18 protein-coding genes are annotated in these 24214 nt (G+C 72.8%); 8 read left to right on the top strand and 10 right to left on the bottom strand.

The genetic code is table 11. The features are described from left to right. Positions 1 to 64 precede the first annotated feature (64 nt). The 4 genes from ada to NQZ70_RS43650 all read right to left on the bottom strand — a co-directional run bounded on the left by ada (position 65) and on the right by NQZ70_RS43650 (position 3613). Entirely contained in the window at positions 65 to 1138 is a 1074-nt protein-coding gene (gene ada, locus NQZ70_RS43665; protein WP_129581927.1) for a bifunctional DNA-binding transcriptional regulator/O6-methylguanine-DNA methyltransferase Ada, read from the bottom strand. Positions 1139 to 1310: 172 nt separating this feature from the next. Further along, complete coding sequence (locus tag NQZ70_RS43660) at positions 1311 to 2069, bottom strand: NAD-dependent deacylase (protein WP_129579502.1); 759 nt, start codon at positions 2067 to 2069, stop codon at positions 1311 to 1313. Between the two features lie 176 nt (positions 2070 to 2245). After that, the gene (locus tag NQZ70_RS43655) at positions 2246 to 2608 is read right to left on the bottom strand and encodes a GFA family protein (protein WP_129579501.1); all 363 of its coding nucleotides are present in this window, start codon (positions 2606 to 2608) and stop codon (positions 2246 to 2248) included. A gap of 237 nt (positions 2609 to 2845) precedes the next feature. Beyond that, positions 2846 to 3613: an SDR family NAD(P)-dependent oxidoreductase gene (locus NQZ70_RS43650; protein WP_129579500.1), complete on the bottom strand. Its 768-nt coding sequence runs from the start codon at positions 3611 to 3613 to the stop codon at positions 2846 to 2848. A gap of 440 nt (positions 3614 to 4053) precedes the next feature. Here NQZ70_RS43650 and NQZ70_RS43645 point away from each other — a divergent pair, with 440 nt between their 5' ends. Then, positions 4054 to 5652 carry an FAD-dependent oxidoreductase gene (locus NQZ70_RS43645; RefSeq protein WP_129579499.1) on the top strand — a complete coding sequence of 533 codons (1599 nt, stop codon included), beginning with the start codon at positions 4054 to 4056 and terminating at the stop codon, positions 5650 to 5652. A 191-nt stretch (positions 5653 to 5843) separates the two neighbouring features. Next, positions 5844 to 8033, top strand: coding sequence for an ATP-binding protein (locus NQZ70_RS43640; RefSeq protein WP_129579498.1), 2190 nt, complete (start codon positions 5844 to 5846; stop codon positions 8031 to 8033). Positions 8034 to 8076: 43 nt separating this feature from the next. Here the strand turns inward: NQZ70_RS43640 and NQZ70_RS43635 are convergent, their stop codons facing one another. Then, a complete protein-coding gene (locus tag NQZ70_RS43635; RefSeq protein ID WP_129579497.1) occupies positions 8077 to 9261 on the bottom strand; it encodes an aldo/keto reductase in 1185 nt (394 codons plus the stop codon). 490 nt (positions 9262 to 9751) lie between these two features. Between NQZ70_RS43635 and NQZ70_RS43630 the strand changes: the two genes are divergently transcribed. Continuing rightward, positions 9752 to 10387 (top strand): hypothetical protein, encoded by a 636-nt coding sequence (locus tag NQZ70_RS43630; protein WP_129579496.1) that lies wholly within the window; start codon positions 9752 to 9754, stop codon positions 10385 to 10387. Between the two features lie 51 nt (positions 10388 to 10438). Here NQZ70_RS43630 and NQZ70_RS43625 read toward each other — a convergent pair whose 3' ends face one another. Both NQZ70_RS43625 and NQZ70_RS43620 read right to left on the bottom strand, forming a co-directional pair. After that, positions 10439 to 11695, bottom strand: coding sequence for a putative metal-binding motif-containing protein (locus NQZ70_RS43625; RefSeq protein WP_237244593.1), 1257 nt, complete (start codon positions 11693 to 11695; stop codon positions 10439 to 10441). Positions 11696 to 11954: 259 nt separating this feature from the next. Next, positions 11955 to 12410 carry a PIN domain-containing protein gene (locus tag NQZ70_RS43620; protein WP_129579494.1) on the bottom strand — a complete coding sequence of 152 codons (456 nt, stop codon included), beginning with the start codon at positions 12408 to 12410 and terminating at the stop codon, positions 11955 to 11957. A 115-nt stretch (positions 12411 to 12525) separates the two neighbouring features. On the opposite strand from NQZ70_RS43620, the gene NQZ70_RS43615 reads away from it, so the two are divergent. After that, the gene (locus NQZ70_RS43615) at positions 12526 to 13884 is read left to right on the top strand and encodes a hypothetical protein (RefSeq protein WP_237244592.1); all 1359 of its coding nucleotides are present in this window, start codon (positions 12526 to 12528) and stop codon (positions 13882 to 13884) included. 53 nt (positions 13885 to 13937) lie between these two features. Here the strand turns inward: NQZ70_RS43615 and NQZ70_RS43610 are convergent, their stop codons facing one another. Then, positions 13938 to 15278, bottom strand: a complete 1341-nt coding sequence (locus tag NQZ70_RS43610) for a glycosyltransferase family 87 protein (RefSeq protein WP_165374461.1) — start codon at positions 15276 to 15278, stop codon at positions 13938 to 13940. A 76-nt stretch (positions 15279 to 15354) separates the two neighbouring features. Further along, complete coding sequence (locus NQZ70_RS43605; protein ID WP_129579492.1) at positions 15355 to 16083, bottom strand: caleosin family protein; 729 nt, start codon at positions 16081 to 16083, stop codon at positions 15355 to 15357. 674 nt (positions 16084 to 16757) lie between these two features. On the opposite strand from NQZ70_RS43605, the gene NQZ70_RS43600 reads away from it, so the two are divergent. Continuing rightward, positions 16758 to 17312, top strand: a complete 555-nt coding sequence (locus tag NQZ70_RS43600) for a hypothetical protein (RefSeq protein ID WP_129579491.1) — start codon at positions 16758 to 16760, stop codon at positions 17310 to 17312. 108 nt (positions 17313 to 17420) lie between these two features. After that, on the top strand, positions 17421 to 17732 hold the full coding sequence (locus tag NQZ70_RS43595) for a hypothetical protein (RefSeq protein WP_129579490.1): 312 nt from the start codon (positions 17421 to 17423) through the stop codon (positions 17730 to 17732). A 62-nt stretch (positions 17733 to 17794) separates the two neighbouring features. On the opposite strand, the gene NQZ70_RS43590 is transcribed toward NQZ70_RS43595, so the two are convergent. Continuing rightward, entirely contained in the window at positions 17795 to 19192 is a 1398-nt protein-coding gene (locus tag NQZ70_RS43590; RefSeq protein ID WP_129579489.1) for a cytochrome-c peroxidase, read from the bottom strand. A 376-nt stretch (positions 19193 to 19568) separates the two neighbouring features. Here NQZ70_RS43590 and NQZ70_RS43585 point away from each other — a divergent pair, with 376 nt between their 5' ends. After that, positions 19569 to 22349, top strand: a complete 2781-nt coding sequence (locus NQZ70_RS43585; protein ID WP_207217627.1) for a protein kinase domain-containing protein — start codon at positions 19569 to 19571, stop codon at positions 22347 to 22349. After that, entirely contained in the window at positions 22346 to 24214 is a 1869-nt protein-coding gene (locus NQZ70_RS43580) for a PEGA domain-containing protein (protein ID WP_207217626.1), read from the top strand. Before NQZ70_RS43585 ends, NQZ70_RS43580 begins: the two co-directional genes overlap by 4 nt.

Below are 24214 nucleotides of genomic sequence, written 5' to 3'. Positions count from 1 at the left end.
TCGTCGCCGTCGTCGTCGTCATCGTCTACGCCGCACGCGAGGGGGACGGCCCTGCGAGGCGCGTTCACGCGCCCGCCTCCCGGTCGAGCAGCGCGCGCTTGCGCTCGACGCCCCAGCGGTAGCCCGACAGCCCGCCGTCGTTCCGCACCACCCGATGGCACGGGATCGCCACGGCCAGCGCGTTGGCCGCGCACGCCCGCGCCACGGCACGGACCGCCCTCGGAGCGCCGATGGCGCCGGCGATCTCCGCATAGCTCGCCGTCGTGCCCGCCGGGATGTCCCGCAGCGCCTGCCAGACGCGCTGCTGGAACGCCGTCCCGCGGACGTCGAGCGGCAGCTCGACCGGGGCGCGGGGGCTCTCCACGAGGCCCACCACCTGCGCGACGAGCTGCTCGAACCCGGCATCGCCGCCGACCAGGTGGGCTCGAGGGAACCGGCGCTCCAGATCGTGCAAGAGCTCCTCCGGATCGTCGCCGAGCAGGATGGCGCACACGCCGCGCGCGGTGGCGGCGACCAGGATCGCGCCAAGGGAGCACTCCCCGATCGCAAACCGGATCTCCATCTGCGCTCCTCCGGCGCGGTACCTCGTGGGCGTCATGCCCAGCACCTGGTTCGACTGCTCGTAGAAGCGCCCGCCCGAGCCGTACCCGGCCGCGTAGATCGCCTCGGTCACGGTGCCGTTCCTGCCGAGCTCGGCCCTCACCCGCCGGGCGCGGTGCGCCGCCGCGTACGCCTTCGGCGTCACCCCGGTCACGGCCTTGAAGATGCGGTGCGTGTGGAAGACGCTCAGCCCCGCGTGGCGCGCCAGCTCCTCGAGGCTCGGCGCCTCGTCGCTGCGCTCGATGAGCCGGCACAGCGCGGCCACCTGGGCCGCCTGGCGCTCGGCCAGCGGGGGCTGATCCGGCTTGCAGCGCAGGCACGGCCGGAAGCCCGCCCGCTCCGCGGCGGCCGCGGTCGGATGAAAGCCGACGTTCTCGGGCCTCGCGGGGCGCGCGCCGCAGGACGGACGGCAGTACACGCCCGTCGTCTTGACCGAATAGAAGAACTTGCCGTCGGCGCTCGCGTCGCGGGCGATCACGGCTGTCCAGCGAGGGTCGCTCTCCACCTCGGCGGCGAGGGTATGGGCCTTTCCCGGCATGTCGTCTGCCTCCTTCCGGCGCATCTTGCGGGTCACGAGGCGAGCTTAACCCCCGCCCGGATCGCCGCACTCCGGGTCTTGCTCTCGAATCCACGGGCGCCGGCGGGACGCCCGAGCGGGCGCGACGCGCCGCCGGGGCTCGCCTCGGATCCGCGCGCCGGGCGCGGGGCGGTCAGCTGCCGGGCTCGATCCGGGACAGGATCCCCTCCAGCGCCTCGACCGCGCGCATCGGCAGCCGCACCGACACGGCGGTGGAGATCGTGGTCGTCTCCGGGTTGATCTCGACGGTCGGCACCCCCGATCGCGCGGCCTCGAGGACGGGCCCGGTGATGTAGGGGAAGAGGCTCGACGTGCCGATCGAGACGACCACATCGAAGCCCTGCGCGAGCTCGCGCCGGAGGATCTCGACCTTCTCCAGCGGGAGCATCTCCCCGAAGAGGACGACATCGGGCCGGAGCACCGCGGCGCACTCCGGGCAACTGGGGCAGGGGGCGAGGTGCGCGTAGTCGTCGACGTGCGCCTCGTACGCGCAGCGCGTGCAGAGGATGCGGCGGATATCCCCGTGGATGTCGATCACGTTCGTGGAGCCGGCGATCCGGTGGAACCCGTCGACGTTCTGGGTGAGCACCCAGCAGCGCGGGATGCGGCGCTCGAGCCGGGCGATCGCCGCGTGCGCGGCGTTGAACCGCGCGCCCCGGCACGCGCGCTCGATCTGGTGGATGTACTTCCACGTGACCTCGGGGCGCCGCTGGAACATCCAGCCCGAGAGCGCGTCCTCGATGGCGAGCCCCTCGTCGGTCGCCTTCTCGCTGTAGAGCCCGCCGATCCCGCGGTAGGTCGGGATGCCGGAGGCCGCGGACACGCCCGCGCCGGTGATGAAGAGGGCTGACCGGGCCGAGGCCAGAAGCGCGCTTGCTTGCTCGATCGACATCGGGGGCGCAGTCTACCCCGCGTTGCCCGGGCTCGCGCCTGCGGATCGGCCGGGGCGCGCGAGAGGTGCTCGGGCGCGGGTCCGGCGAGGGCCGGCCGCGGCTCCACCGCCCGGGGCCCGCGGAGCCCGGACGCGCCGGCCGCATCCGCCGCGGGCCCCGGCCGGCGCGACCGCGGTCACGCGCTCTTGCCGTCGAATTTCATGGTCTTGAGCGAATCGACGTCCACGTCGTCCAGACACCGGACGTTGATGGCGCACATCTCTTTGCCGTCAGGCCCGACTCCCCGCGCGAACGACTCGATGCCGCAGACCGAGCAGAACGTGTGGTGAATGACCTTCTTGTTGAACTGGTAATCGGTGAGGACGTCTCCACCTTGCTTGAGCGTGAACTGGTCCGCCGGCGCGAAGGCCAGCATCACGCCCAGCTTCGAACAGCGCGAGCAGTTGCACACGCCCACGGGAGCGCTCAGGTCCACCTTGACCTCGTAGCGAACCTTCCCGCAGTGACAGCCACCAGAATAGGTCTTGAGCTCCGTCATGGGCGCATGGTGCCACAGCGAGCCGGCCGCGTGCCGCAAAAACGCGAGGCGCCGCGGCGGATCGCGCACGGGAAGAGGACGTGTCCCGCGCCGCAGCGGCTGCCCGCCGACACCGGGTTCTGCGGCGAGGCATTGCCTTCTGTCGGAAACTTTTCTCAGCGTTCAGGCTGCCAGCGTTCAGGCTGATGGAGCGCGCCGGGCTCCCGGAAAGAGGCCGACACAGGCCGTGTGCGTCGCCTACTGCTCCTCGTAATTCCAGGTCAGCCCGCCGTCGACGAAGTATGTCGATCCGGTCACGTAATCGGCGTCCGCCGAGGCGAGGAATACGGCGAGCGCGGCCACGTCCTCCGGCTTCCCCAGGCGGCCGAGCGGGATCTGCCCGAGCAGCGCGCCAAGCTTGTCGCGATCCTTGAGCAGGTCGGCGTTGATCTCCGTCTCGATCGCGCCGGGCGCGATCGCATTCACGGTGATCCCGGTGCCGCGCAGCTCCACCGCGAGCGTGCGCGTGAGCATGCGGACGCCGCCCTTGCTGGCGCAGTAGGCCGCGAAATTGGGGAACGGCAGATCCTCGTGCACCGAGCTGATGTTGATGATCTTGCCGGGGCGCCCCGCCTCGCGCAGGTGCCGGACCATCGCCTGGCTCCCGAAGAACACCGCCTTGAGGTTGGTGTTCACGACCCGATCGTAGTCCTCCTCGGTCACCTCCCAGAACGGCGCCCGCTTCTCCAGGCCCGCGTTGTTGACCAGCACGTCCAGCCGGCCGAAGCGCGCGACGACATCCCGGATCAGCCCCTGCACGCTCTGGACGGAGGCGACGTCGACCGAGAACAGATGACCTCGCCGTCCGGCGGCCTCGACCTCGGCCAGGGCTTCGTCGGCGCCCTCCTTGCTCTTGTGGTACGTGAGCGCCACGTCGGCGCCCTCGCGGGCGAAGCGAACGGCGATGCTGCGGCCGATGCCCCGGCTGCTGCCGGTGACGAGCGCGATCTTGCCTTGCAATCTCATGGCGGCCTCCTGTCTCCACGGGGGACCGTGCCCCCGCGCCACGCCGCTGTTGCCAGCGGAGCGTCACTCTGCACTTCCCGCGATCCGCTCGCGCCCTTCAGCTCGCTGCTCCTCTCGGGCGTGGCCTCTCGCCGACACGGGCTTTCTCTAGCATGTTCGCGCGGCAGGCCAGCGAAGCCCGGCCGTCCGGCGCACGCCGCCTCGGCCGCGAGCATGCAACGGACGAGGCCGGCGAGCGCCCGCGCTGGGCGCGCCCGCGAGCGATAGACTCCGCGCGATCCGCGCCGTTCGCCACGCGCGCTGTCGCAAATTGCCACGCAGCTGGGCCCGAACGCGCGCAGGGCGCACCGCTCTCGGCTCAAATCGATGGCAAACTGCTTGCAGGGCGCGGGGGAGGGAGCCGCCCGGCACGGTCGGCTCGCCCCGACCGGAGGCGCTCCATGACCGATCGCGCATACGACAAAGACACGGCCTGGACCAACGCAGTGCTCCCGCCCATCCCTCCTCTCGCCGCCGAGCACAGAACGACGGTGTGCGTGGTGGGCGCGGGGATCGCCGGGCTCACGACCGCGTACATGCTGGCCAAGGAGGGCCGCGGCGTCATCGTCCTCGATGACGGCGTGATCGGCGGGGGCGAGAGCGGCTTCACGACAGCCCACATCGTCAACGCGCTCGACCGCCGCTGGACCGAGCTCGCGAAGCTCCACTCGCCGGAGCGCCTCCGGCTGGCCGCCGAGAGCCACACCACCGCGATCGACACAATCGAGCGGATCGTGCAGGACGAGGGCATCGACTGCGATTTCCGCCGGGTGCCAGGGTACCTGTTCGCGGCGCCGGGGCAGCCGTCGAGCACCATCGAGGACGAGATCGAGGCGGCTCACCAGGCCGGCCTCGAGCGCGTGCACGGGGTCGACCGGGCGCCCCTTGAGGACTTCAACACCGGCGTCGCGGCGAAGTTCCCCGATCAAGCCCAGTTCCACATCCTCCGCTACCTCGCGGGCCTCGCCCGCGCCGTCGAGCGCCACGGGGGCAGGATCTACACGAGGGCGCACGTGGTCGACGTGGACGAGCAAGCCGAGCCCGACCACGTGGTCGTCAAGACGGACCGCGGCGTGGACATCGTCGCCAACGAGGTCGTGCTCGCCACGAACTCCCCGTTCTTGCCGTGGATCTCGGTGCACATGAAGCAGGCGGGCTACAGGACGTACGTCATCGCCCTGCGCGTGCCGCGGGGCTCCATCCCTCCTGGCCTTTACTGGGACACCGAGGATCCGTTCCACTACGTCAGGCTCAGCAACCTCGACGGCGCGGACGGCCCGGACGAGCTCCTCATCGTCGGCGGCGAGGACCACAAGACCGGTCAGGCCGACGACGCGGATCAGCGCCACGCCCGGCTCGAGGCGTGGGCGAGGGAGCGCTTTCCCCAGGCGGGCCAGGTCGTCCACCGCTGGTCCGGGGAGGTCATGGAGACCGCCGACGGGCTCGCGTTCATCGGTCGCCTCAAGAAGGAGTCCCGCATCCTGCTCGTGACCGGCGACTGCGGCAACGGCATGACCCACGGGACCATCGCGGGCCTCCTGTTGAACGATCTCGTCCACGGCCGCGAGAACGCGTGGGCCGAGCTCTACGACCCGAGCCGCGTCAACCTCACCCTGCAGTCCGCGTCGGAGTACCTCAAGGAGAACCTGAACACGGCGGCGCAGTACGCCGACTGGCTGACGGGGGGAGACCTCGACGACGTGGAGAAGCTGCCCCCGGGGATGGGCGCCATCCTGAGAAGGGGGCTCACGAAGCTCGCCGTCTACCGCGATCCCCAGGGCCAGGTCCACGAGCGGTCGGCCGTGTGCCCCCACCTCGGGTGCATCGTCGCCTGGAACCCGGCCGAGCGGACGTGGGATTGTCCCTGCCACGGGTCGCGCTTCGCGTGCACCGGCCGCGTCATCCACGGCCCGGCGACGAGCGACCTCAGGCCCGTCGAGTCCGCCACGCCGGGCGAGGCCGAGGCGCCCGCCGACAAGCGGCTCGCCCGGACCGGATGAGCGCGCCGCCACCCCCGGGACGGCGCGCGCGCCCCGGCGCTCCCTGCCGCGGGGGCGCCCGCCCAGCGGCGGCTCGGCGGGGCCGGCGCGGGCGGGCGGGCTGCCCAGGCGCCCCCGCGCCCGTCGCAGGAGCGCTCGTCGCGGTCGGTGAGAAGTGTGACAGGGCGGCGTGTCCAGGTATACGGAGAGCCATGCAGGAGAGCCAAGAGCCTGGGGCCGCCGCCACGCCGGGCGATGCGCCGTTCCTCGCCGGCGACGGCGAGATGGCGCAGCTCATGCGCGATCTCGACTGGTCGCTCACCCCGGTCGGAGCCGTCGAGAGGTGGCCGCAGAGCCTGCGCACCGCGGTCAGCATCTGCCTCGCGTCACGGCACCCCATCGAGATCTGGTGGGGGCCCGAGTACGCTCGCCTCTACAACGATGCCTATCGCCCCATCCTCGGCGCGACGAAGCACCCGCAGTTCTTGGGTCGCCCGGGGCGCGAGTGCTGGAGCGAGATATGGGACGTCATCGGCCCGATGCTCGACGGGGTGCGCGCCACCGGGCAGGCGACGTGGTCCGAAGACTTCCAGCTGATCCTCTCGCGCAACGGCTACCTGGAAGAGACGTACTTCACGTTCTCGTACGCTCCTGTCCTCGTCGAGGACGGCACGGTCGGAGGCATCTTCTGCGCGTGCGCCGAGACGACGGGGCGCGTCCTCAGCGAGCGCCGCCTCCGGGCGCTGCGCGCCCTCGGCGCCCAGTCCGCCGCGGCGGCGATGGTCTCCCCGGAGGAGAGCATCGCCCGCTCGGTGAGCACGCTCGCCGAGAGCTCCGCCGACGTGCCGTTCGCGCTCGCGTACATGGTCGAGCCGGGCGGGGCGGCGGCCCGCCTCGCGGCCGCCGAGGGGCTCGCCCCCGGCAGCCCGGCGAGCCCCGAGCGCATCCCGCTCGCCGAGGGGGGCGGGATCTGGCCGCTCGCGGACGTCGCGCGGCGCCGCGAGTGCCTGCGCGTCGACACCCCCGCCGAGCGGTTCGGCGAGCTGCCCGGCGGCGCCTGGCCCGAGCCGTGCCGCGAGGCGGTCGTGCTGCCGCTCTCGCGCTCCGGGCACCCGGCGCTCCAGGGCTTCCTCGTGGTCGGCGTCAGCCCGCGCCGCGCGCTCGACGCCGCTTACAGCGACTTCTTCGAGCTCGCGGCCGGCAACATCGCCACGACGATCTCCGGCGCGCGGGCCTACCAGGAAGAGCGGCTCCGCGCGGAGGAGCGGGCCGAGCTCCTCGCGCGCGAGCAGGCGGCGCTCGCCGAGGCCGAGCGGCACAGGTCGCGCCTCGAGACGCTGTTCATGCAGGCTCCGGCCGGCATTTGCGTCCTGCGCGGGCCGGAGCACGTCTACGAGCTCGCGAACCCGCGGTACCTGGAGCTCGTCGGCGATCGCGACGTCCTCGGCAAGCGCCTCCGCGACGCGCTGCCCGAGACCGCGCCGGCGGTCGTCCCGGTGCTCGACCGCGTGTACGAGACGGGCGAGCCGTTCTTCGGCAACGAGTTCCCCGTGATGCTCGCGCGCGGCGGCGAGCCCGAGGAGCGCTTCTTCAATTTCATCTACCAGCCCATCTACGACGCCATGGCCAGGGTCGAGGGCATCGCCGTGCTCGCCTTCGAGGTGACCGACCAGGTGCGCGCGCGGCGGCGCGCCGAGCAGCTCGCCCACGCGCTCGCGATCACGAACCAGGATCTCGACCAGTTCGCCTACGTCGCGTCCCACGACCTCAAGGCGCCCCTCCGTGGCATCGCGAGCCTGTCGGAGTGGATCGAGGAGGGGCTCGCCGACAAGATGAACGACGAGGCGCACCAGCAGATGCGCATGCTCCGCGGCCGCGTGCACCGCCTCGAGGCGCTCATCGAGGGCATCCTCAGCTACTCGCGCGCGGGGCGCATCCGCGACAGGCCCTCGCCCGTGGACGTGGGCGCGGTCGTCGCCGAGTGCGTCGAGTTCCTCGCGCCGCCGCCCGAGGCGCGCATCGCCGTCGGCCACGGCATGCCGACGATCCTCGCCGAGCGCGTGCCGGTGCAGCAGGTGTTCATGCACCTCATCCGCAACGCCCTGAAGCACGCGCGCCGCGCGGACGCCGTCATCGAGATCGCGTGCGCCGACGCGGGAGACTTCTACGACTTCACGGTGAAGGACAACGGCCCCGGGATCCCGCCGCAGTTCCAGGAGCGCATCTGGGGCATCTTCCAGACGCTCGAGGCGCGCGACAAGGTCGAGGGCACCGGGATCGGCCTGTCGGTGGTGAAGAAGATCGTGGAGACGCGCGGCGGCCGCGTGGCGCTCGAGTCGGCGCCGTATGCCGGCGCGACGTTCCACGTCTTCTGGCCCAAGCGCCCGAAGGCGGCCTCGTGACCGGCGCGGCGGCCGCCGCGCTCGGCCGTTCGCTGGCCCAGACTCAGTGTTTGCCGAGGCGCTTGACCTCTTGTCCTGCGAGCAGCGCGTGCGCCTCCGCCAGCACCTCGGGGATGCGGTGCCGCTGCGCTGCGCCGGCGAGGGCCTGCGCGAGGTCGAGCTCCCGCGCGCGCTCGGCGCGGTTGCCGGGGAACCAGTGGTCGCCGTTCCCGAGGAGGTTGTACCGCACCTTGCCGTAGGCGGTCATGTCGAACGCCCTTGCGTAGTTGTACAGCCGCAGGATCTCGCGGACGTTCACGTGCCCCGGGACGGCCTCCCACTCGGGCAGGCCGACGTGCCATGTGTCGACCCACGCGCGGCCGAGCACCCGCTCGAGCTCCTCGTCGAGCCGGCGCACGATCGGCGCGAGCGCCTCCTCTGCGGCGCCCTCCCGTTCCAGGAGCGGCAGGGCCTTCATGTGCTCGTCGAAGTCGGACGGGCGCGCCGCGCCGATGCTGATCGTGTGGACCTCGGGGCGGGCGAGGCAGAAGAGATCGTTGAACACGATCGGCGAGAGGGGGGCGCAGAGCCGCACGAGCTTGTCGCTCGGCTCGTACAGCCTGCCCCCCTTGTCGGTGGGGCTGATGATGAAGACCCCCATGTCGCGCTCGGCCGCGGCCTGGATGGCCGGCCAGGCGGCCTGGTTCACGTAGTACCAGTGCAGGTTCACGTAATCGAAGCGGCCGTCCTGCACCATGGCCATGATCACGCGCAGCGGCGCGTGCGTCGAGAAGCCCACCGCGCGCACGCGCCCCTGCCGCTTCAGCTCGAGCGCGGCGTCGAGGCAGCCCCCTTTGCGCAGCGACCACGAGAGGCGCGTCTCGTCGTTCACGCCGTGGAGCGCGAACAGGTCGACGTGATCGAGGCGGAGGAGCTTCATCGAGCGCTCGAACGTCTCGAGGAACCTCTTCGGCTCCGCCTCGGGGCCGACCTTCGTCTGGACGATGATCCGGTCGCGCGGCAGCTTCGGCAGGATGTGCCCGAGCTGCTCCTCGCTCGTGCCGTACCCTCGCGCGGTCTCGATGTGGTTGATGCCGAGCTCGAGCGCCCTCGCGATGCACGCCTCGACGTTGCGCTGGCTCCCCGGCGCGATGCGGTCCTTGTCGTTCCAGGAGTGCTGGTACCGCATCCCTCCACACGAGAGGACGGGCATCTGGATCTCGGTGCGACCGAATCGGCGGTAGAGCATGCGTGTCACCTCAGGCTCGGGAGGGGGGGATCTACCGCACGGTGACAGCCCTCCGCAGGCGCCGCAACGCGAGGAGGGCGAGCGGCGGCGGCGAGAGGAGCGGGAGGCGCCGCCACGGCGATCCGCCCCGGGGGTCGACGGCGCCGCCGCCGTTCGCGCCTCCCTCGGGCTCGGCGCACCCCGCGGGCCGGTCGATTTGTGTTGACACAACCAATGTGAGCGCTCACATCGATGTGAGGGTTCTCCCTTTGCTTCGGCCTGGTCCCCCATGCGAGCGAAACCAAAGCCTCGGAGCTGGGCACCGCGCACTTCGTGCGACGAGGGGTTCAGCCGGCGCCCCCGACATCACCAACGAGCATCCGAAGCGCTGAGGCCTCGAGCGAGCCAAGCCCTTTGGGCCAGCGCCCGTGCCTCGCTCGCGATCGCCCTCGGCGCCGGGCTGGTCGCCTGTAGCTCGGACGGCTCCCCTGTCGCCACCGGTGGAGCGACGATGTTCGACGGCAGCAGCGCAGCCGGTTGCGCGCCCGCTGCTGGAGCGCAGAACCCGCGCAGCATCGCGGAAGTCGTACGAATGGTGAATACGCTGGAGAAGCCGCTCGAGCTCCCGTGCTTCCTGGCGCACCTCGCTGGTCCGCTGCAGATGACCGCCGCCCTCAGCACTGCCAGCGCCCAAGCGGCGTTCGATCGCCGCAGCCCGCGGATCTTCGTGTTCCTGGATCCTCTCGTCTTCACCGTGGTGCCGGAGGGGCTGGGGCGGGACCTGCTCGAGTTCGGCGAGCGCCGAGGCGATGCGCGATCGTTGAAGGGGGAAATCGCGTTCCCGGTGACGAGCGAGCTCACACCGGGAGCGCCGTTCGAACATATCATCTTCAATGAGCAGTACTCGACCTGCGCTTTTTGCCACGCCGACGAGACGCGCGCGCCCGACATCCCCTTCGCACGAGCATTCGAGTCGCTCGCGCTCCGCCCGCGCGACAACGCGGTGATCAGCCTCGACGAGCTGCGCTCGGAGGTGCGGTCGTGTGACGCCGAGAGCGACCCCTACCGCTGCGCCATGCTCCATGCGCTGTTCGACCGGGATGGCGTCATTCAGCGCGACTTCCCCGAGAGCTACGGTACGCTCTGACGTCGGCGCCGCGCCCGGCGGCGCGGCGCGCAGGGAGGCGCGAGCGAGAGCCTACCGCGCGGTGACAGCCCTGCGCAGGCGCCGCAATGCGAGCAGCGCGAGCGGCGAGAGGATCGGGAGGAGCCGCCACGGAGACCCGCCCCGGGGGTCGACGGCGCAGCCGCCGCCGCCGTCGCCCCCCTCATCGGGCGCGCCGCCGCCGGACGAGGCCCCGGAGGCCCCCGCGCCGGCGCTGCCGGTGCTCGTGCTCCCAGGGGTGCCGCCGCCGGTCCCGCCGCTGCACGTGCCGTTCGGGCAGCCCTCGCCGGGCGCGCAGAGGCCGGGATCCTCGTCGATCTCGCCGTCGCAGTCGTCGTCGAGCCCGTTGCACACCTCGGGGCTCGGCTCGCCGGGCGTGCACGACCCGGGGGTGCACGCGATCGCCTCGCGCGCGCACATCCCGACGCCGCACACCTCGCGCACGCCCTCGTCCACCCGGCCGTCGCAGTCGTCGTCGATCAGATTGCACGTCTCGACCGCGTCCGGGTGGACGTCAGGGGACCTGTCGTTGCAATCGTTCGAGCTCGGCGCGTAGCCGGCGGGGGGGCACTTCGCCTCGACCGTCGCGCCGAAGAGCGACCCGTACCCGTCGCCGTCGGCGTCCTCGTACTGCGTGATCACCGCGAGATCCTCGTCGACCTGACCATCGCAGTCGTCGTCGCGCCCATTGCAGACCTCGGCCTGATCGGGGTGGATGTTGACGCTGTAGTCGTCGCAATCCCCGCCGCGCGGCGCGTGGTCGGCGGGCTGGGCGCAATCGACCCTGGGCACGCCGGAGTCGCCGTATCCGTCTCCGTCGCGGTCGAGGTAATACGTCGTTCCCTCGCACCCGTAGGCAAACGCGGCGTTGGCGGCCGACGCGCCGTCTCCGCGAGAGCTGTTGTCGCCGTTGGCCGCGACGGCCCACACCTCGACCACGACCCCGCCCGGCGCTCCCGGCGCGATCCACTGCGCGTCGAAGCGGACGACCCCGCCGCTCGCCCGCTTCGGCGCGGAGTGGACGAGCTGGCGGTCGTCGATGAGGTGAGTGCCCTGTCCGTCGATGGGCGCGAGACGGCCTGTCCCGGTGCGGAGATAGACGCCGCCGGCGTTGATGTTGGCGGCCTGGATCGTGACCTGCAGAGTCACCGCCTCGCCGGCCGCGGGGCTCTCGGGGCGATGATCGATGGTGATCGTGGGCGCGGCGCCGCCGGTGTGGCAGCCGTTGCACCCCTCCACCGCCGTCCCGCCGCGGCGCGCATGGGCCTCCGATGCGACCAGCGTGGTCAAGAGGGCCAAGCTCACCGAGAGGGCCGGTGAAGAAAGCGATGTACTTCGCATGCGCCTCGCGCGCAGCTCGGGCGCGCGAGCTCCGCGCGCTCCGCTGCGAGGCTCAGGGATAGCCGCACGCGATGGATGCGACAAGCGCGTATGCGCAGAGCGAAACATTGTGCTGCGACCACCCGGTACGGCGGCTCTCCGCGGTTCGCGCTGCCGGGACGGCGGGTGTTGCAGGGCGGTTTGCCGCGCGGCGCGGTGCGTCGGCGCGTCAGGCGAGCCGCGCGTGTTGCGGCCGTGTGACGTCGCAAACCACGCCGTGGTATTTGAGCAGGCCCTCGTCGAGGGTCACGACGGTGGCGTCGGTGCGGTGGGCGGCCCACAGGTACACGAGGTCGGTCGCGTTGGCGAAGGGCCTGCGGCCGCGCATGCGCTTCGTCAGCAGGGCGAGGAACTCGACGACGGCGCCCTCGTCCGCGGGAGCGACCAGCTCGACGGCGAGGCCTCCCAGCGCGCTCGCGGCCGCGGGCGCGCCCCGGCGCGACGCCGCGAGCCGTTGCTCGGCCACGTACACCTCGAGCCACAGCTCGGGCGGCGCGAGCACGCGCGCCGCGCCCGCGGCCACGGCCGCGCGGGCGCGCTCGAGAAACGCGAGCGCGTCCGCGTGCCCGGGCTCGGCGGGCTTCATCGAGGCGATGGCGACGGAGCTATCGAGCACGAACCGCATGAGACCTCACCGGGCGGCGGCGAGAGCCATGATGGCACACGCTGGCACGGCGGGGCGCCCCGGCGGCTGGAAACCCGCTGTATTCGCACGGTACATGCCTTGCCTATCACCGGACATGCGAACGTTCCTGCGCCGTATTCTCGTCGCGTCCCAGTGGGGCGCGAGCCTCGCTCTGGTATCCGCGTGCGGCCCGCAGGTCGAGTCTGGCGGGGGCTCGGACTCGTCGGGAGGCGCATCGTCGCAGTCTGGCGGGAGCTCGGCCTCGTCGGGGGGCGCATCGTCGTCGTCCGGGGGCGGCGGCGAGGCCGGCCCTCCCGACGCCTCGGCGCCGCTCGATCCCTATCCGGATCCGACCTGCGTCGGACCGTTCCACGACGGCGGCTATGAGGGCCAGTGCTGCTACGAGGTGCACTGCACGGCGCCGGTCGACGGCGCTTGCCCTGCGGCCTCCGCCGCTGCGCCGCACCTCGACGGCCTCCCGCCCGGCTCGGGAACGTGCATGTGCGACGGCGACGGCGAGGGGGGCGCCGAGTCGATCCAGGGCCCCTACGCGAACCGCGCGGCGTCGGATCCCGCGAGCTGCTGCTATCTCGTGGGGGCCATCGGCTGCGAGGGGCGCCCCCTCCTGGTCCGGGGCGAGCCCCGCGTCGCGCCGCTCGCGCGCGCGCCGAGCGCCTGGTCGCAGACCGACGTGCGGCGCTTCGAGCGCGCGCTCGCCGACGCCGACCTGTGCGAGCTCGCGCCCGCCGAGCGCCGCGAGCTCGCCCGGCGCTGGGCCGAGCGCGGCCAGAACGAGCACGCCTCGGTGGCCTCCTTCGGCCGCTTCGCGCTCGGGCTGATGGCGCTCGGCGCGCCTCCCCAGCTGCTCGAGGCGGCGCACCGCGCCGCGGTCGACGAGGTGCGGCACGCGCGCCTCGCGCTGGCGATCGCCTCGGCCTACGCGGGCGAGCCGGTGGGCGTCGGCCCGCTGCCGCTGTGCGGCGCGCTCGACGATCTCGGCTCGCTCGAGGCCCTCACCCTCGCCACCATTGTGGAGGGCTGCATCGGCGAGACCCTCTCGGCCATCGAGGCGGAGGTCGCCGCGCAGGCCGCGCAGCCGCCGGCGGTGCGCACGGCGCTCCTCTCGATCGCGCGCGACGAGGCGCGCCACGCCGAGCTCGCCTGGGCGTTCGTCTGCTGGGCCACCGCCGCGGGCGGCGCGGGCCTGCGGGCGCGCGTCGCCGCGGCCTTCGCGCGCGCGCTCGACCAGGTGGCCTCCGCGGCGCCCGGCAGCGCCGGCGGCGAGCTCCCGCCCTCCCACGGGTTCCTGCCCGCCGACGAGCTCCACCGGCTGCGGCAGCAGGCCATCACCGACGTGCTCCGCCCCGCCGCCGCGGCGCTCGTCAGCGCGCGCTCTCCGTCGGCAGATCGCGAGCTCAGCGACGCCAGCGGGAACGTCATCCTGAGCGCCGCCACGGCGTACCTGTCGACGTGAGCTCTCGCCGGGAACACCCCTTCTCGTGAGCGCAGGCGGCCCTTCGGCGCGCCCTATCGGCGGGCGGTGGCGAGGCCGGTCGCCACCTCGCGGTCGCTCGCCGGCGCGGGCGACTCGCGCGCGGTGGGGGTGTCGCGCCGCTCCCGCCAGAGCAGGAACATGCCGAGCGCGTAGATCGCGAGCAGCACATACAGGTTCACCGACAGCGCGAGCTCCGGCAGCCGCCCCTTGAAGCGGTCGTAAACGTACGGAAAGTCGATGGTGGCGAGCGATAGTAGGACCACGAGCGCGCCCATCTCGATCCGGCGCTCCTGCGCCGCCGCGCGGTCGAGCGCGTAGAGCGCGGCCGGGAAGAGATAGAGCACGTGGTGCACGTAGGTGAACGGGCTCGCCACGACCATCGTGACGAGCAGCGGCAGGAGCAGCCGCAGCGAGCGCGGCGGCGACGGGGAGCGGCCTGCCAGCGCGAGCGCGGCGCCGAGGAGGAGCAGGAGGGTGATCGCCGACGCGAGCTTGACGGTGGTCGCGTCCCCGTCGAAGAGCCGCGTGTAGAAGCCGGCGATCGAGAAATTCGGCACCGTCCCCGGGGCGAAGAGGCCCGGGATCTTGGCCCCGTGGGACATGCGCGGCAGCCGCCGCAGGAACTCGAGCCACGCCGGCGCGGCGCCGAACGGCAGGCTGATCAGGACGAGGGCCGCGAACCCGGCGGCGAGGCCGGCGAGCGCGCGGAAGCGCCGCTCGATGACCCAGGGGACCGCGAGCAGGATCGGCGTGACCTTGATCCCCGCGGCGACGGAGAGGGCGAGCCCCGCGGGGATGTCCTTGCGCGCCATCGAGAGCGCGAGCGCGGCGCAGATGAAGGCGAGCACCAGCGGGTTCACCTGCCCCATGGCCAGGCTGTTGCGCAGGTTGAGCGCCCACGTGAGAAAGGCGATGAGCGCGATGAGGACGGTGGGGACCGCGGTCCGGCGGGCCGGGCCGGAGAGGTCCGGCGACGCGCGGCGGGCGGCGAACACGGTGAACGTCGCGGCGAGGCCGTAGCTGACCACGGCGATGCTCGACCAGACCTGCTGGGCGATGCTCGGGCGCAGGCGGGCGAGCCACGAGAAGGTGTGCGCGAAGAACGGCGGATACAGATAAGGGAACGTCGGCTCGTGCGGGAGCCGCAGCTCCGTCGCGATCGCCTCGAGGACCTCGACGTCGTACACGTCGAGTCCCCGGCGGGCCGCGACGGCGGCCGCGTAGAACGATTTGAAGTCTATCGCGACTGGCTGCTTGACGACGATATCGAGGACGCAGAGCCAGGCGGCGCCCGTGGCAAACGCGAAGATGGCGAGATAGCTCGGGAGCTCGCCCGCGAGGCGCTTTTTGAAGGCGGCTGCGAACGACGTCACGGCGCGCACGTTCTGGCGTGTTCGTCCATGTTGTCAAGTGTCCTTGCCGGAGCTCCGGCGCCGGAGATTCCGCGGATCACGCCGGCGCGCTCGCGCTTCTTCGGGCGGCATGCGTCTCTCGCTCGAGCTCGTAGAAGAGCGTCCCGTCGTACATGCGGCGCAGCTGCTCGCGCGTCAGCTTCCCCCCTTTGCCGGCGAGCGCATAGAGCACCGCCCACTCGCCCGCCGACGCGAGGAACCCGAACACGTCGAGCAGATCGCGATCTCCCAGCGTGCGCGCCACGAGCTCGCGCGCGTTCAGGGCGCCATCGCGGTCCTTGTCCCAGCGCGCGAACAGCTCTTCGAACTTCTGCGGGTCGAACCTGCCGTCCTTGTCGTAGACGCCCGTGTCGCTCGCGTGCTTCGCTCGGTGGATGTTCTCGAGCGTGATCGAGAGGGTGGGAACGAACGATCGGGACGTCGGGAGCCCGAGCGCCCCGTTGATGACGAGCGCGAACCACGCGGAGAGCACCCGTCCGATCCCGATCGCGCGGAGCCCTTCATAGGTCTCGCGGAGCGTGATGATCCCGTCGTGGTTCCTGTCGAAGAAGGCCGAGTGCATCTCGAGCGCCGTCCTGTCGCCGAGCGCCGCCGGCTGCGCGCCGCGCACATCCCCGGTCGCCGACGCCGACACGAACGTCGCCGGCCCGCGCCCCTCGCCCCGGTCCACGCCGTGCGGCGGCGGTCCGCCGTCCGCCGAGCGCCCGGGCGCCCCTCTTGGCTCGGTCGGCTCGAAGGTCCTCGGTCCGCCGTTCAGCTTGTCCATGGTGCTCCCCTTCCCGCGCCCGCGGCCTTGGCGCGCGTGCCTGGCCGGGCGCGGAAGCACGATGCGCGCCGACGCCCCGCGGAGCGGCGCGGGGCTCGCAACCTGCTGTGCTCGCGTCGCCGCTGGCACCGCAATGTGAGGCAAATTGCCTCGTGGGGTGGCCAGCGGTCACAAAAATGGCCCAGACTGGCGCACTCTGCCGCAGGGCGCCGCGTGGGGGAGGTTGTCGCGTTCGTCCGGAGCGAGGGCTCCGCGCGCGTTCGTCCGGAGAGGGTTCCGTGAAGGAGGCCTCCCACGTCCCGCCCCGCCCGGCCGTGAGCGAATGTCTCAGCGCGCGCGGCGCGCGCCGGGTCGTCCGCTCGCCGCGACTCGTCCGCTCGCCGCGACTCGTCCGCTCGCCGCGACTCGTCCGCTCGCCGCGACTCGTCCGCTCGCCGCGACTCGTCCGCTCGCCGCGACTCGTCCGCTCGCCGCGACTCGTCCGCTCGCCGCGACTCGTCCGCTCGCCGCGAGGAGCACGGCCGACCCGGCGCGCTCGCCGGGTGCGCGCGCCTTGTCCTCTCGCGCGGGCGGGCGCGCCGCTGGGTCGGCGCGCCTGCGTCGGCCTGGATCACGGAGCGCGGTCCGGCGCTGGGCACAATCTTGCTTGGTGCGTCGCGACGAGGTGGAACGATATGGCAACACTCTCGACGTCTGCATGGGTACTGCATGAGCTCGGTCTGGCCGCGGGGTTCGGCGGCCCTCTCTTCGGCCGGCTGGCGCTGCACCAGGCGGTCAAGGATATCCATTCCGAGGCCGAGCGCGGCAAGGTGCTCGCCGACGCGTGGCAACGATACAACCTCGTCAACGCGATCTCGCTGGGCACCGCCGCGGCCACGTGGTTTATCGGGCGGACGATGATCTCGGGGCGATCGATCGACGAGGAGACCCGGAGTCTGGTGCGCCTGAAGGACATCTTGCTCGGCGCGACCCTCGCGACGAGCCTCGTCAACATGGTGAGCGGACGTGAGATGAGCGAGCAGGCGCCCGGCCGCGCCGTGCCGGTCCGGGACGGCGACACGCCGTCGCCGCGCACGCCCCCGAAGGCCGCGGGTCTGTTGCGGCTCCTCGACGTCATGGGGCCGCTCAACATCGCCCTCACGGCGGGGGTCATCGGCGTGACCACGGTCCTCGCGATGAAGTCCGGCCGCTCGACGAAGTGGAGCTTCATCTCCCGGCTCCTGCCCTGAGCCGCGCCCTCTCCGGCGAGGGCGCCCCGCGCGGCTCCGGCGGCGGGGCTCCTCTCTCCGGGGCCCGCGCCGGCGCGCGCGGCGCCGCGCTCATGGTACGATGGCCCGATGAAGGTGATGACACGCATGGCGCTCGCCGCGCTCGCCCTCGCCGCCTGCAGCGGCGGCCACGGCGAGGAGGGTTGTCCTGAGCTCTGCGAGCGAGCGGTGGAGTGCCCGGGCGATCCCATGACGGAGGACAGCTGCCTGGACGCCTGCGGCGCCGAGACGGAGGAGGCCGAGGAGGCTGGCTGCGAGGACGCGTGGGAGTCCTACCTCGAGTGCCGAAACCACGCCGAGGACAACTGCGATCCGGCGAAGTACGAGGAGGAGTGCAGCATCCAGCTGGAGTCGCTGAACAGCTGCCTCGAGCGCAGCTAGCCACCGGCGAGGGAGACCCCGCGAGCTGCGCGTCCGGCGGAGCGCCGGCGACCCGGCCGCGGCTACTGGAAGCGGTGGACCGGGCGCCCGCTCGGGACCTCGTCCGGGATGAGCTTCCTGAGCCGCTTCGGCGTCGCGCGCGGGTCGAGCAGCGCCTCGCCGACGAAGGCGGTGAGCCAGCGGATCTCCTGCTCCGAGAGCTCGATCGGCTCCTCCAGCAGGGGGTCGACGGCGGCGAGCACCGGCGCGAGCGGGCCCATCTCGCCCCGCAGATCCCGATCGAGGTGAGCGTTCGTGTACTCCGTGGCGGACGTGTAGACGTCGAGGTGGTGGCGGATGGCGCCCTCCAGCGACGTGAACGAGCCGTTGTGGAAGAACGTGGGCTGGAGGGCGACGTTGCGCAGCGGCGGGGTCCTGAACTTGTACCGGTCGGCCGGGTCGCCCGTGACCTGCTCCAGCCCGAAGTCCTCATCGGCGTTCGGGCCGTCGAAGACCACGTTCGAGAGCGCCGGATCGTCGGTCGGCGCGATCTGCGGGACGCCGATGGCGTGCTGCTGGAAGTCGCTGAACATCTCGTTCGACGGCCCCGACACCGCGTGGCAGCGGACGCACCCCGCCTCGCCGAAGAAGAGCAGCGCGCCGCGCTTCTGCTCCAGCGTCATCGCGTTCCGCCGGCCGCGGGCGAACCTGTCGATGGGCGCGTCGGCGAACGTGAGCGACATCTCGAACTCGGCGATGGCGGCGGCGATCATCTCGTAGGTGACGGGCTCTCCGCGCTTCACCGCGTCGAACCGCTTGCCGAACCGGCGGCGGTACGCCTCGACGTCGTTCACGCGCGCCGCGACCTCCTCGCGCACGACATCGTGCGACGCCGGCGCCTCGTACCCGGTCATCTCGGCGATCTCGGTCGGCGGGATGAACGCCTGCGCGGTGAGCAGGTGGGGCAGGGACGAGAGCGACATCCCCTCCGGCGAGGTGAACGAGAAGCCCTCGCTGTTGTCGAAGGGGTCGCCGGACACGGCGAAGAACCGCGAGTTCCACATCAGGGTGGGGTAGAAGGCGGTGTTGATGACGGTGGGCGCGCGGCGCTGGTTGCGCGGCCCCGCGCGGCGCGGCCCGACGACGCCGTTGTTCTCGATGCCGATGGCGATCGACTGTGTGTCGGCGAAGCCCGAAGTGGGCGAGTGGCACCCTGAGCACGAGTTGTCGTCGTTCAGGCCGAGGATGCTGTCGAAGAACAGCTCACGCCCGAGCTTCGCCAGCTTCCGGTCGAGCTTTCGCCCGAGGCGCGACTCCAGCGTCGACTCGATCTCTCCGGTGAAGCCGTGTCGGGCGAGCGTCGCCTCGAGCTGCTCGTCGACGCGAGAGCCCTTGGCGAGCGCCGGGCGCGCGAGGAGGAGCGTGACGACGAGACATGCCGAGAGGACGGCGAGCGCCGGCCCGAGGGATCGCAGGGTCATGGTGCCTCCAGCTCCCCCGGCGGGGGAGGCGCGCGTCAGCGCGCGTCCGTGAGATCAACCAGTCCTGCCCAGATCCTGGCCGAGCGGCGGTGAATCCGATGCTGGCAAATCTAATGTTGCGAGTCGTCTACCGGCAAGGACAATCTTCCATGATTCAATAGACTTACTGCGTCTCCGGGGGTCCGGTTACCGCGTTATCTGCGGTTGCCGCGCCTACATTCGGCGGCGACGCTGCGGCGCGGCGCGGCGCGGCCGCTCGCGGCATGGCGTCGTTGTAGGTGCGTGGCCGGCGCTCCGCGTCGGTGCGGCGCCCCCGCGCAGCGCGCCTCCGAGGTCGCCCGATACTCACGCTTTGTGGGGCGCGATGGGCCGTCGTATGCTTGAGGTGATGGGCCGGACAGCAACTCTGGCGGATCCGACGGGGCTCGTGGGGGGCGCGCTCACCGGGGGATATCGGATCGTCCGCGTCCTCTCCGCGCAGGGGTTCGGCGTCGTGTTCGAGGCGCGGAGCCCCTCGGGCCGCCGCGTCGCGCTGAAGGTCCTGCGGCCCGAGGTCGTCACCGAGGACACGCTGTCGCGGCTCAGCCGCGAGGCGAGCGTCACGTCGAAGCTCGACAACGCCCACGTCGTCCCGATCGTCGACGCCGGCCACGACCTCGAGCGAGATCTCGCCTACCTCGTGATGCCGCTGCTCGACGGCACCGACGTCGCCGCCCTCCTCGCCGAGACGGGTCCGCTCGCGCCCGAGGTCGCCGTGCGGATCGCGCTCCAGGCCGCCGCGGGGCTCTCGGCGGTCCACGCCGCGGGCCTCGTTTACCGCGACGTCCGCCCGCCGCGCCTCTTCCTGGAGCACCTCCCGAGCGGCGAGATCCTGGTCCGCGTCTTCGGCTTCGGGCTCTCGAAGGGCTACGACACGGCCACCTCCGACCCGGGCAAGGCGAGGAGCACCGGTCCCCAGCGCGACGAGTCGGGGCCGCGGGATCGCGCCGCGGACGTCCGCGGCGACGTGTTCGGCCTGGCGGCGACGCTCTACGAGATGCTCTGCGGCGTCTCGCCGTGGGCCGAGCTCGACGTCACGGCGGACACCGTCGACTTCGGCCCGGCGGACACGGCGGCGGACGCGCCGCCGTCGCCCCTCGCGCAGCTGCCGTCGATCCAGGACCGCGCCCCGTGGATCGAGGCGCGCCTCGCGACCGCGCTCTCGCTCGCGTTGCACAGCGACGTGGACCGGCGCTACCCGTCGATCGAGGCGTTCGCCGAGGCGCTGCGCGCCGCCTCCGGCGGCGAGGAGCGGATCACGATCGACATGCTGAGGCCGCTCGACCCCGAGCTGCGCGAGGCGATCGCCGAGCGCGCCGGCGCCGAGACCGATCCGCTCGTCGGCCGCGAGCTCGGCGGCCGGTACGCGGTGCGCCGCCTGATCGGGCGCGGCGGCATGGGCGCCGTCTACGAGGCGGAGTCGCCGGAGGGGCGGCGGGTCGCGGCCAAGGTCATCTTCAAGAGCGCCGTCGGTCAGGACGACCACGCCGTGCGCCGCTTCATCCGCGAGGCACGCGCGGTGACCGCGATCCAGAGCCCGCACGTGGTCAAGACGTTCGAGCTCGGGACGGATCTCACGCTCGCCACCCCGTTCATCATCATGGAGCTCTTGCACGGCGTCGATCTCGCCAAGCTCCTCAGGATGCGCGGGCCGCTCGAGCCGGCGCCGGTCGTGCGCGTCTTCCTCCAGGCGGCGCGCGGGCTCGCGGCGGCGCACGCCGAGGGGATCGTGCACCGGGATATCAAGCCGGCGAACCTCTTCCTGCACGCGCCGTTCGAGAGCGCGGCGAGCCGGGCGTCGAGCTCGATCGCGCCGCCGCCGTCCACCCAGCGCGGCGCCCTCGCGACGGCGCCGCCGTCGACCCGCCGCGGCTCGAGCTCGGTGAGGCCGCCGCCCTCCGGCCAGCGCCTCTCCGGCTCGATCCGGCCGCCGCCCTCGACCCGCCGCCCGTCCGGCTCGATCCGGCCGCCGTCCTCGAGCGACCGCCGGCTCGTGGTCAAGGTCTGCGATTTCGGCATCGCGAAGCGCACCGGCGACGGCGTCTCGCACGAGCTCACGCGCGCCGGCGGCGTGCTCGGGTCGCCGATCTACATGTCGCCCGAGCAGGCGAAGATGGCGAAGGACGTCGATCGCCGCTCCGACGTCTGGAGCCTCTCCGTCTCGCTCTACCAGGCGCTCTGCGGGAGCTGCCCCTGGGATCCGAACGCCTCGCTCGCCGAGCTGCTGCTGTCGATCTGCACCGAGCGCGTGCCGCCGCTCGCCGCGGCCGCGCCGTGGCTCGATCCGGCCCTCGCCGCCGTCGTGCACCGCGGCCTGAAGCGCGATCCCGGGGAGCGCTGGCAGAGCATGGAGCAGCTGATCGCCGCGCTCGCGCCGCACGCGGAGGGCACCGAGGTCGTCACGCTGGATCAGCTGCGCGGCATCGACGCGGAGCGGCGCGCCGGCGCCGCCCCGATGTCCGCGCTGCGCAGCGAGTCGAGGCTCGCCCGCTCCGCCGAGGGGGAAGAGCGCTCGATCGGCGGCAGCTCGTTCACGGCGTCGCAGGCGCCCGCGGGCGCCGTGCGGCGGCGCTTCGTCGGGGCGGCGCTCACGGCGGTCGCCCTCGCCGCGGTCGGCGGCGGCCTCGCGCTGCGCGCCTCGACCGGCGGCGAGGTGCGCGCGCCGCCCGCCGCGCAGCGCGAGCCCGCGCCGCCCGCCGCGCCTGCGCCGACGCCCGCGCCCGCGCCCGCGCCCGCGTCCTTCACGGCGGTCGTGACGCTCCCGAAGGAGGCGACGGTGCGGGTCAACGGCGCCGAGCGTCCGGTGCGCGATGGCCGGCTCGACCTGACCGGCCAGGCCGGCGATACGTTCGAGGTCGAGGTGAGCCGCGGCGGCGCGACAACGCGGGAGACGGTGTTCATGCTGAGCGACGGCCGGCTCCGGCCCGATCGCATCGAGCTCCAGCCGCCCGCGCCGGCCTCCGCCTCGGCCGCGGCGTCCGCGGCCGCCCCGCGCCGCGACCGGCCGCGCCGCGCGCCGCGCGGCTCCTCCGCGCCGGCCGATGCGTCCACGTCCTCCACGGGGGCGCCCGGGGCCCCGCCGGCCCCGACCGCGGTGATGCCGGTCGATCGGTGGTGATCCGGACGGCGCGCGCCCCTCGCGCCGCGCGGCGCTCCGTCGCGGCGTCCGCGCTCGCCGCGGCGCTCGCGGCGCCTGCGCCGCCGGCCCTCGCGCAGCCCGAGCCGGCGCCGCCCACCGCAGCGCCGGCGCCCACCGCGGCGCCGCCGACGCCCACCGCAGCGCCCGCGCCCTCCGTGTCGGCCGACGAGGCGCTCGCCCGGGCCAAGGCGCTCTTTCAGGAGGGGAACGAGCTGCGCAAGAGCGGCGACTGCCAGCGCGCGCTCGAGCTCTACCTGCGCTCGCGCCGCCTCGTCGCGTCGGTGCCCAACACCCTCAACGCCGCGTTCTGCCTCGATCAGCTCGGGCGTTACGACGAGGCGCTCGAGCTCTACGAGGCGCTGCTCACCGATTTTCGCGCCGAGCTCGGCGAGCCGGAGCGCAAGAGCGTCGCGTCCACGATCGCCGCGCTGAGGGCGCGGATCGGCAGCGTCCTCGTCTCGTCGAACGTCGACGGCCTGGTGCTCATCGACGGCAGGCCGCGCGGCCGCCTCCCGGTCTCCGGCCCGATCCGGCTGCTCCCCGGGGACCACACGCTCCGCGTCGTCAAGGACGGCTGGCGCACGTTCGAGGCGATCCTGACCGTCCGGGTCGCCGAGACCACCTCGGTGGACGCGAAGCTCGAGCCGCTCGCCAACACGGGGCGGCTGAAGATCGAGGACGAGCGGCTCGTCGGCGCGGATCTCTTCATCGACGGCACGCTCATCGGGCAGCTGCCGTGGGAGGGCTCGCTCGCGCCCGGCCCGCATTTCTATTCGGTGCGCAAGGGCAACCTCGGCTCCGCGCCGCGCGAGGCGAACGTCGTCGCGGGGCAGCTCGCGGTCGCCACGGTCGAGGCGGGCCCGCTCGGCGAGGAGGTCCGCGTCGTCACCCAGCCGCTCAGCGCGGATCTGGCCATCAACGGCGTCCCGGTCGGCAAGGGGCAGTGGCGGGGGGCGCTGCCGCTCGGGCGCCACACCTTCGAGGCGCACGAGCCGGGCTATTTCGCGCGCACGCTCCGCACGACCGTCGATCGGACGACGACGGGCGATATCGTCCTGCCGCTCGCCATCGACGAGGCCCACCCGCGCTGGGGGCGGAGGGTCGGTGTCTTCCGGCTGGAGGCGGCCTCCGGCTACGCCGTCGCCTCGTCGCTCGAGAGCGACGCCGAGCGGAGCTGCGGCAGCTACCGCTGCTCCAACGTCTCGCGCCCCTCCGGCTTCCTCGCCGGCCTGCGCGGCAGCTACGAATTCCCGATCGGCGCCGCCATCGAGCTCACGGCCGGGTACCTGAGCCTCCACACGGCGCTCGATCGCTCCCTCGACGCGACGTTCCTCGCGCCGAGCGGGGGCACGGAGCGGCTCCCCATCCGGTACACGTTCCACGACGACATCGACCTCGCCGGCGTGACCGTGATGGTCGGCGGCAGCTATCATTACGGGCTGTCGTCCTGGTTCGACGTCGGCGGCGCGCTCGGGCTCGGCGTGGTGCTGGCCGAGATGCGCGACGCGGTGACCGGCGCGGCGTCCGACGCGCGGAGGACCGTCGCCGTGGCCGTGCAGAACGCGGGCAACGGCGTCCGCGCCGCCGCACCGTTCGCGATGCCGGAGCTCAGGGTGCGGCTGAAGCTCGGGCGCGTCACCGCCAGCGCCGGCCTCGGCGTCGCCTTCTTCCTCGTCGACGGCCCGCCGCTCGAGACGGGCAATACCTACGTCGTCGGCGCCGAGTGCGACGAGGCGGACCCGACGGTCGACTGCGCGCCGGGCAAGAAGGTCGTGTTCGAGGAGCGGGCCCACGGCACGTTCACGATGTTCCTCCCGAACGTCGCCGTGGGATACCGGTTCTGA

This window comes from Sorangium sp. So ce836, from assembly GCF_028553905.1.
In the GTDB taxonomy this organism is placed as follows: domain Bacteria; phylum Myxococcota_A; class Polyangia; order Polyangiales; family Polyangiaceae; genus Sorangium; species Sorangium cellulosum_D.
Note: the sequence above shows the minus strand (reverse complement) of the source record. Positions and strands in the feature narration are given on the sequence as shown.

Coding starts and splice junctions, on each gene's coding strand:
- ada (WP_129581927.1), bottom strand. CDS start 1,138: ATGCCGGGAAAGGCCCATACCCTCGCCGCCGAGGTGGAGAGCGACCCT.
- NQZ70_RS43585 (WP_207217627.1), top strand. CDS start 19,569: ATGCTTGAGGTGATGGGCCGGACAGCAACTCTGGCGGATCCGACGGGG.
- NQZ70_RS43605 (WP_129579492.1), bottom strand. CDS start 16,083: ATGGACAAGCTGAACGGCGGACCGAGGACCTTCGAGCCGACCGAGCCA.
- NQZ70_RS43635 (WP_129579497.1), bottom strand. CDS start 9,261: ATGCTCTACCGCCGATTCGGTCGCACCGAGATCCAGATGCCCGTCCTC.
- NQZ70_RS43595 (WP_129579490.1), top strand. CDS start 17,421: ATGAAGGTGATGACACGCATGGCGCTCGCCGCGCTCGCCCTCGCCGCC.
- NQZ70_RS43645 (WP_129579499.1), top strand. CDS start 4,054: ATGACCGATCGCGCATACGACAAAGACACGGCCTGGACCAACGCAGTG.
- NQZ70_RS43620 (WP_129579494.1), bottom strand. CDS start 12,410: ATGCGGTTCGTGCTCGATAGCTCCGTCGCCATCGCCTCGATGAAGCCC.
- NQZ70_RS43615 (WP_237244592.1), top strand. CDS start 12,526: ATGCGAACGTTCCTGCGCCGTATTCTCGTCGCGTCCCAGTGGGGCGCG.
- NQZ70_RS43640 (WP_129579498.1), top strand. CDS start 5,844: ATGCAGGAGAGCCAAGAGCCTGGGGCCGCCGCCACGCCGGGCGATGCG.
- NQZ70_RS43655 (WP_129579501.1), bottom strand. CDS start 2,608: ATGACGGAGCTCAAGACCTATTCTGGTGGCTGTCACTGCGGGAAGGTT.
- NQZ70_RS43600 (WP_129579491.1), top strand. CDS start 16,758: ATGGCAACACTCTCGACGTCTGCATGGGTACTGCATGAGCTCGGTCTG.
- NQZ70_RS43660 (WP_129579502.1), bottom strand. CDS start 2,069: ATGTCGATCGAGCAAGCAAGCGCGCTTCTGGCCTCGGCCCGGTCAGCC.
- NQZ70_RS43590 (WP_129579489.1), bottom strand. CDS start 19,192: ATGACCCTGCGATCCCTCGGGCCGGCGCTCGCCGTCCTCTCGGCATGT.
- NQZ70_RS43630 (WP_129579496.1), top strand. CDS start 9,752: ATGTTCGACGGCAGCAGCGCAGCCGGTTGCGCGCCCGCTGCTGGAGCG.
- NQZ70_RS43650 (WP_129579500.1), bottom strand. CDS start 3,613: ATGAGATTGCAAGGCAAGATCGCGCTCGTCACCGGCAGCAGCCGGGGC.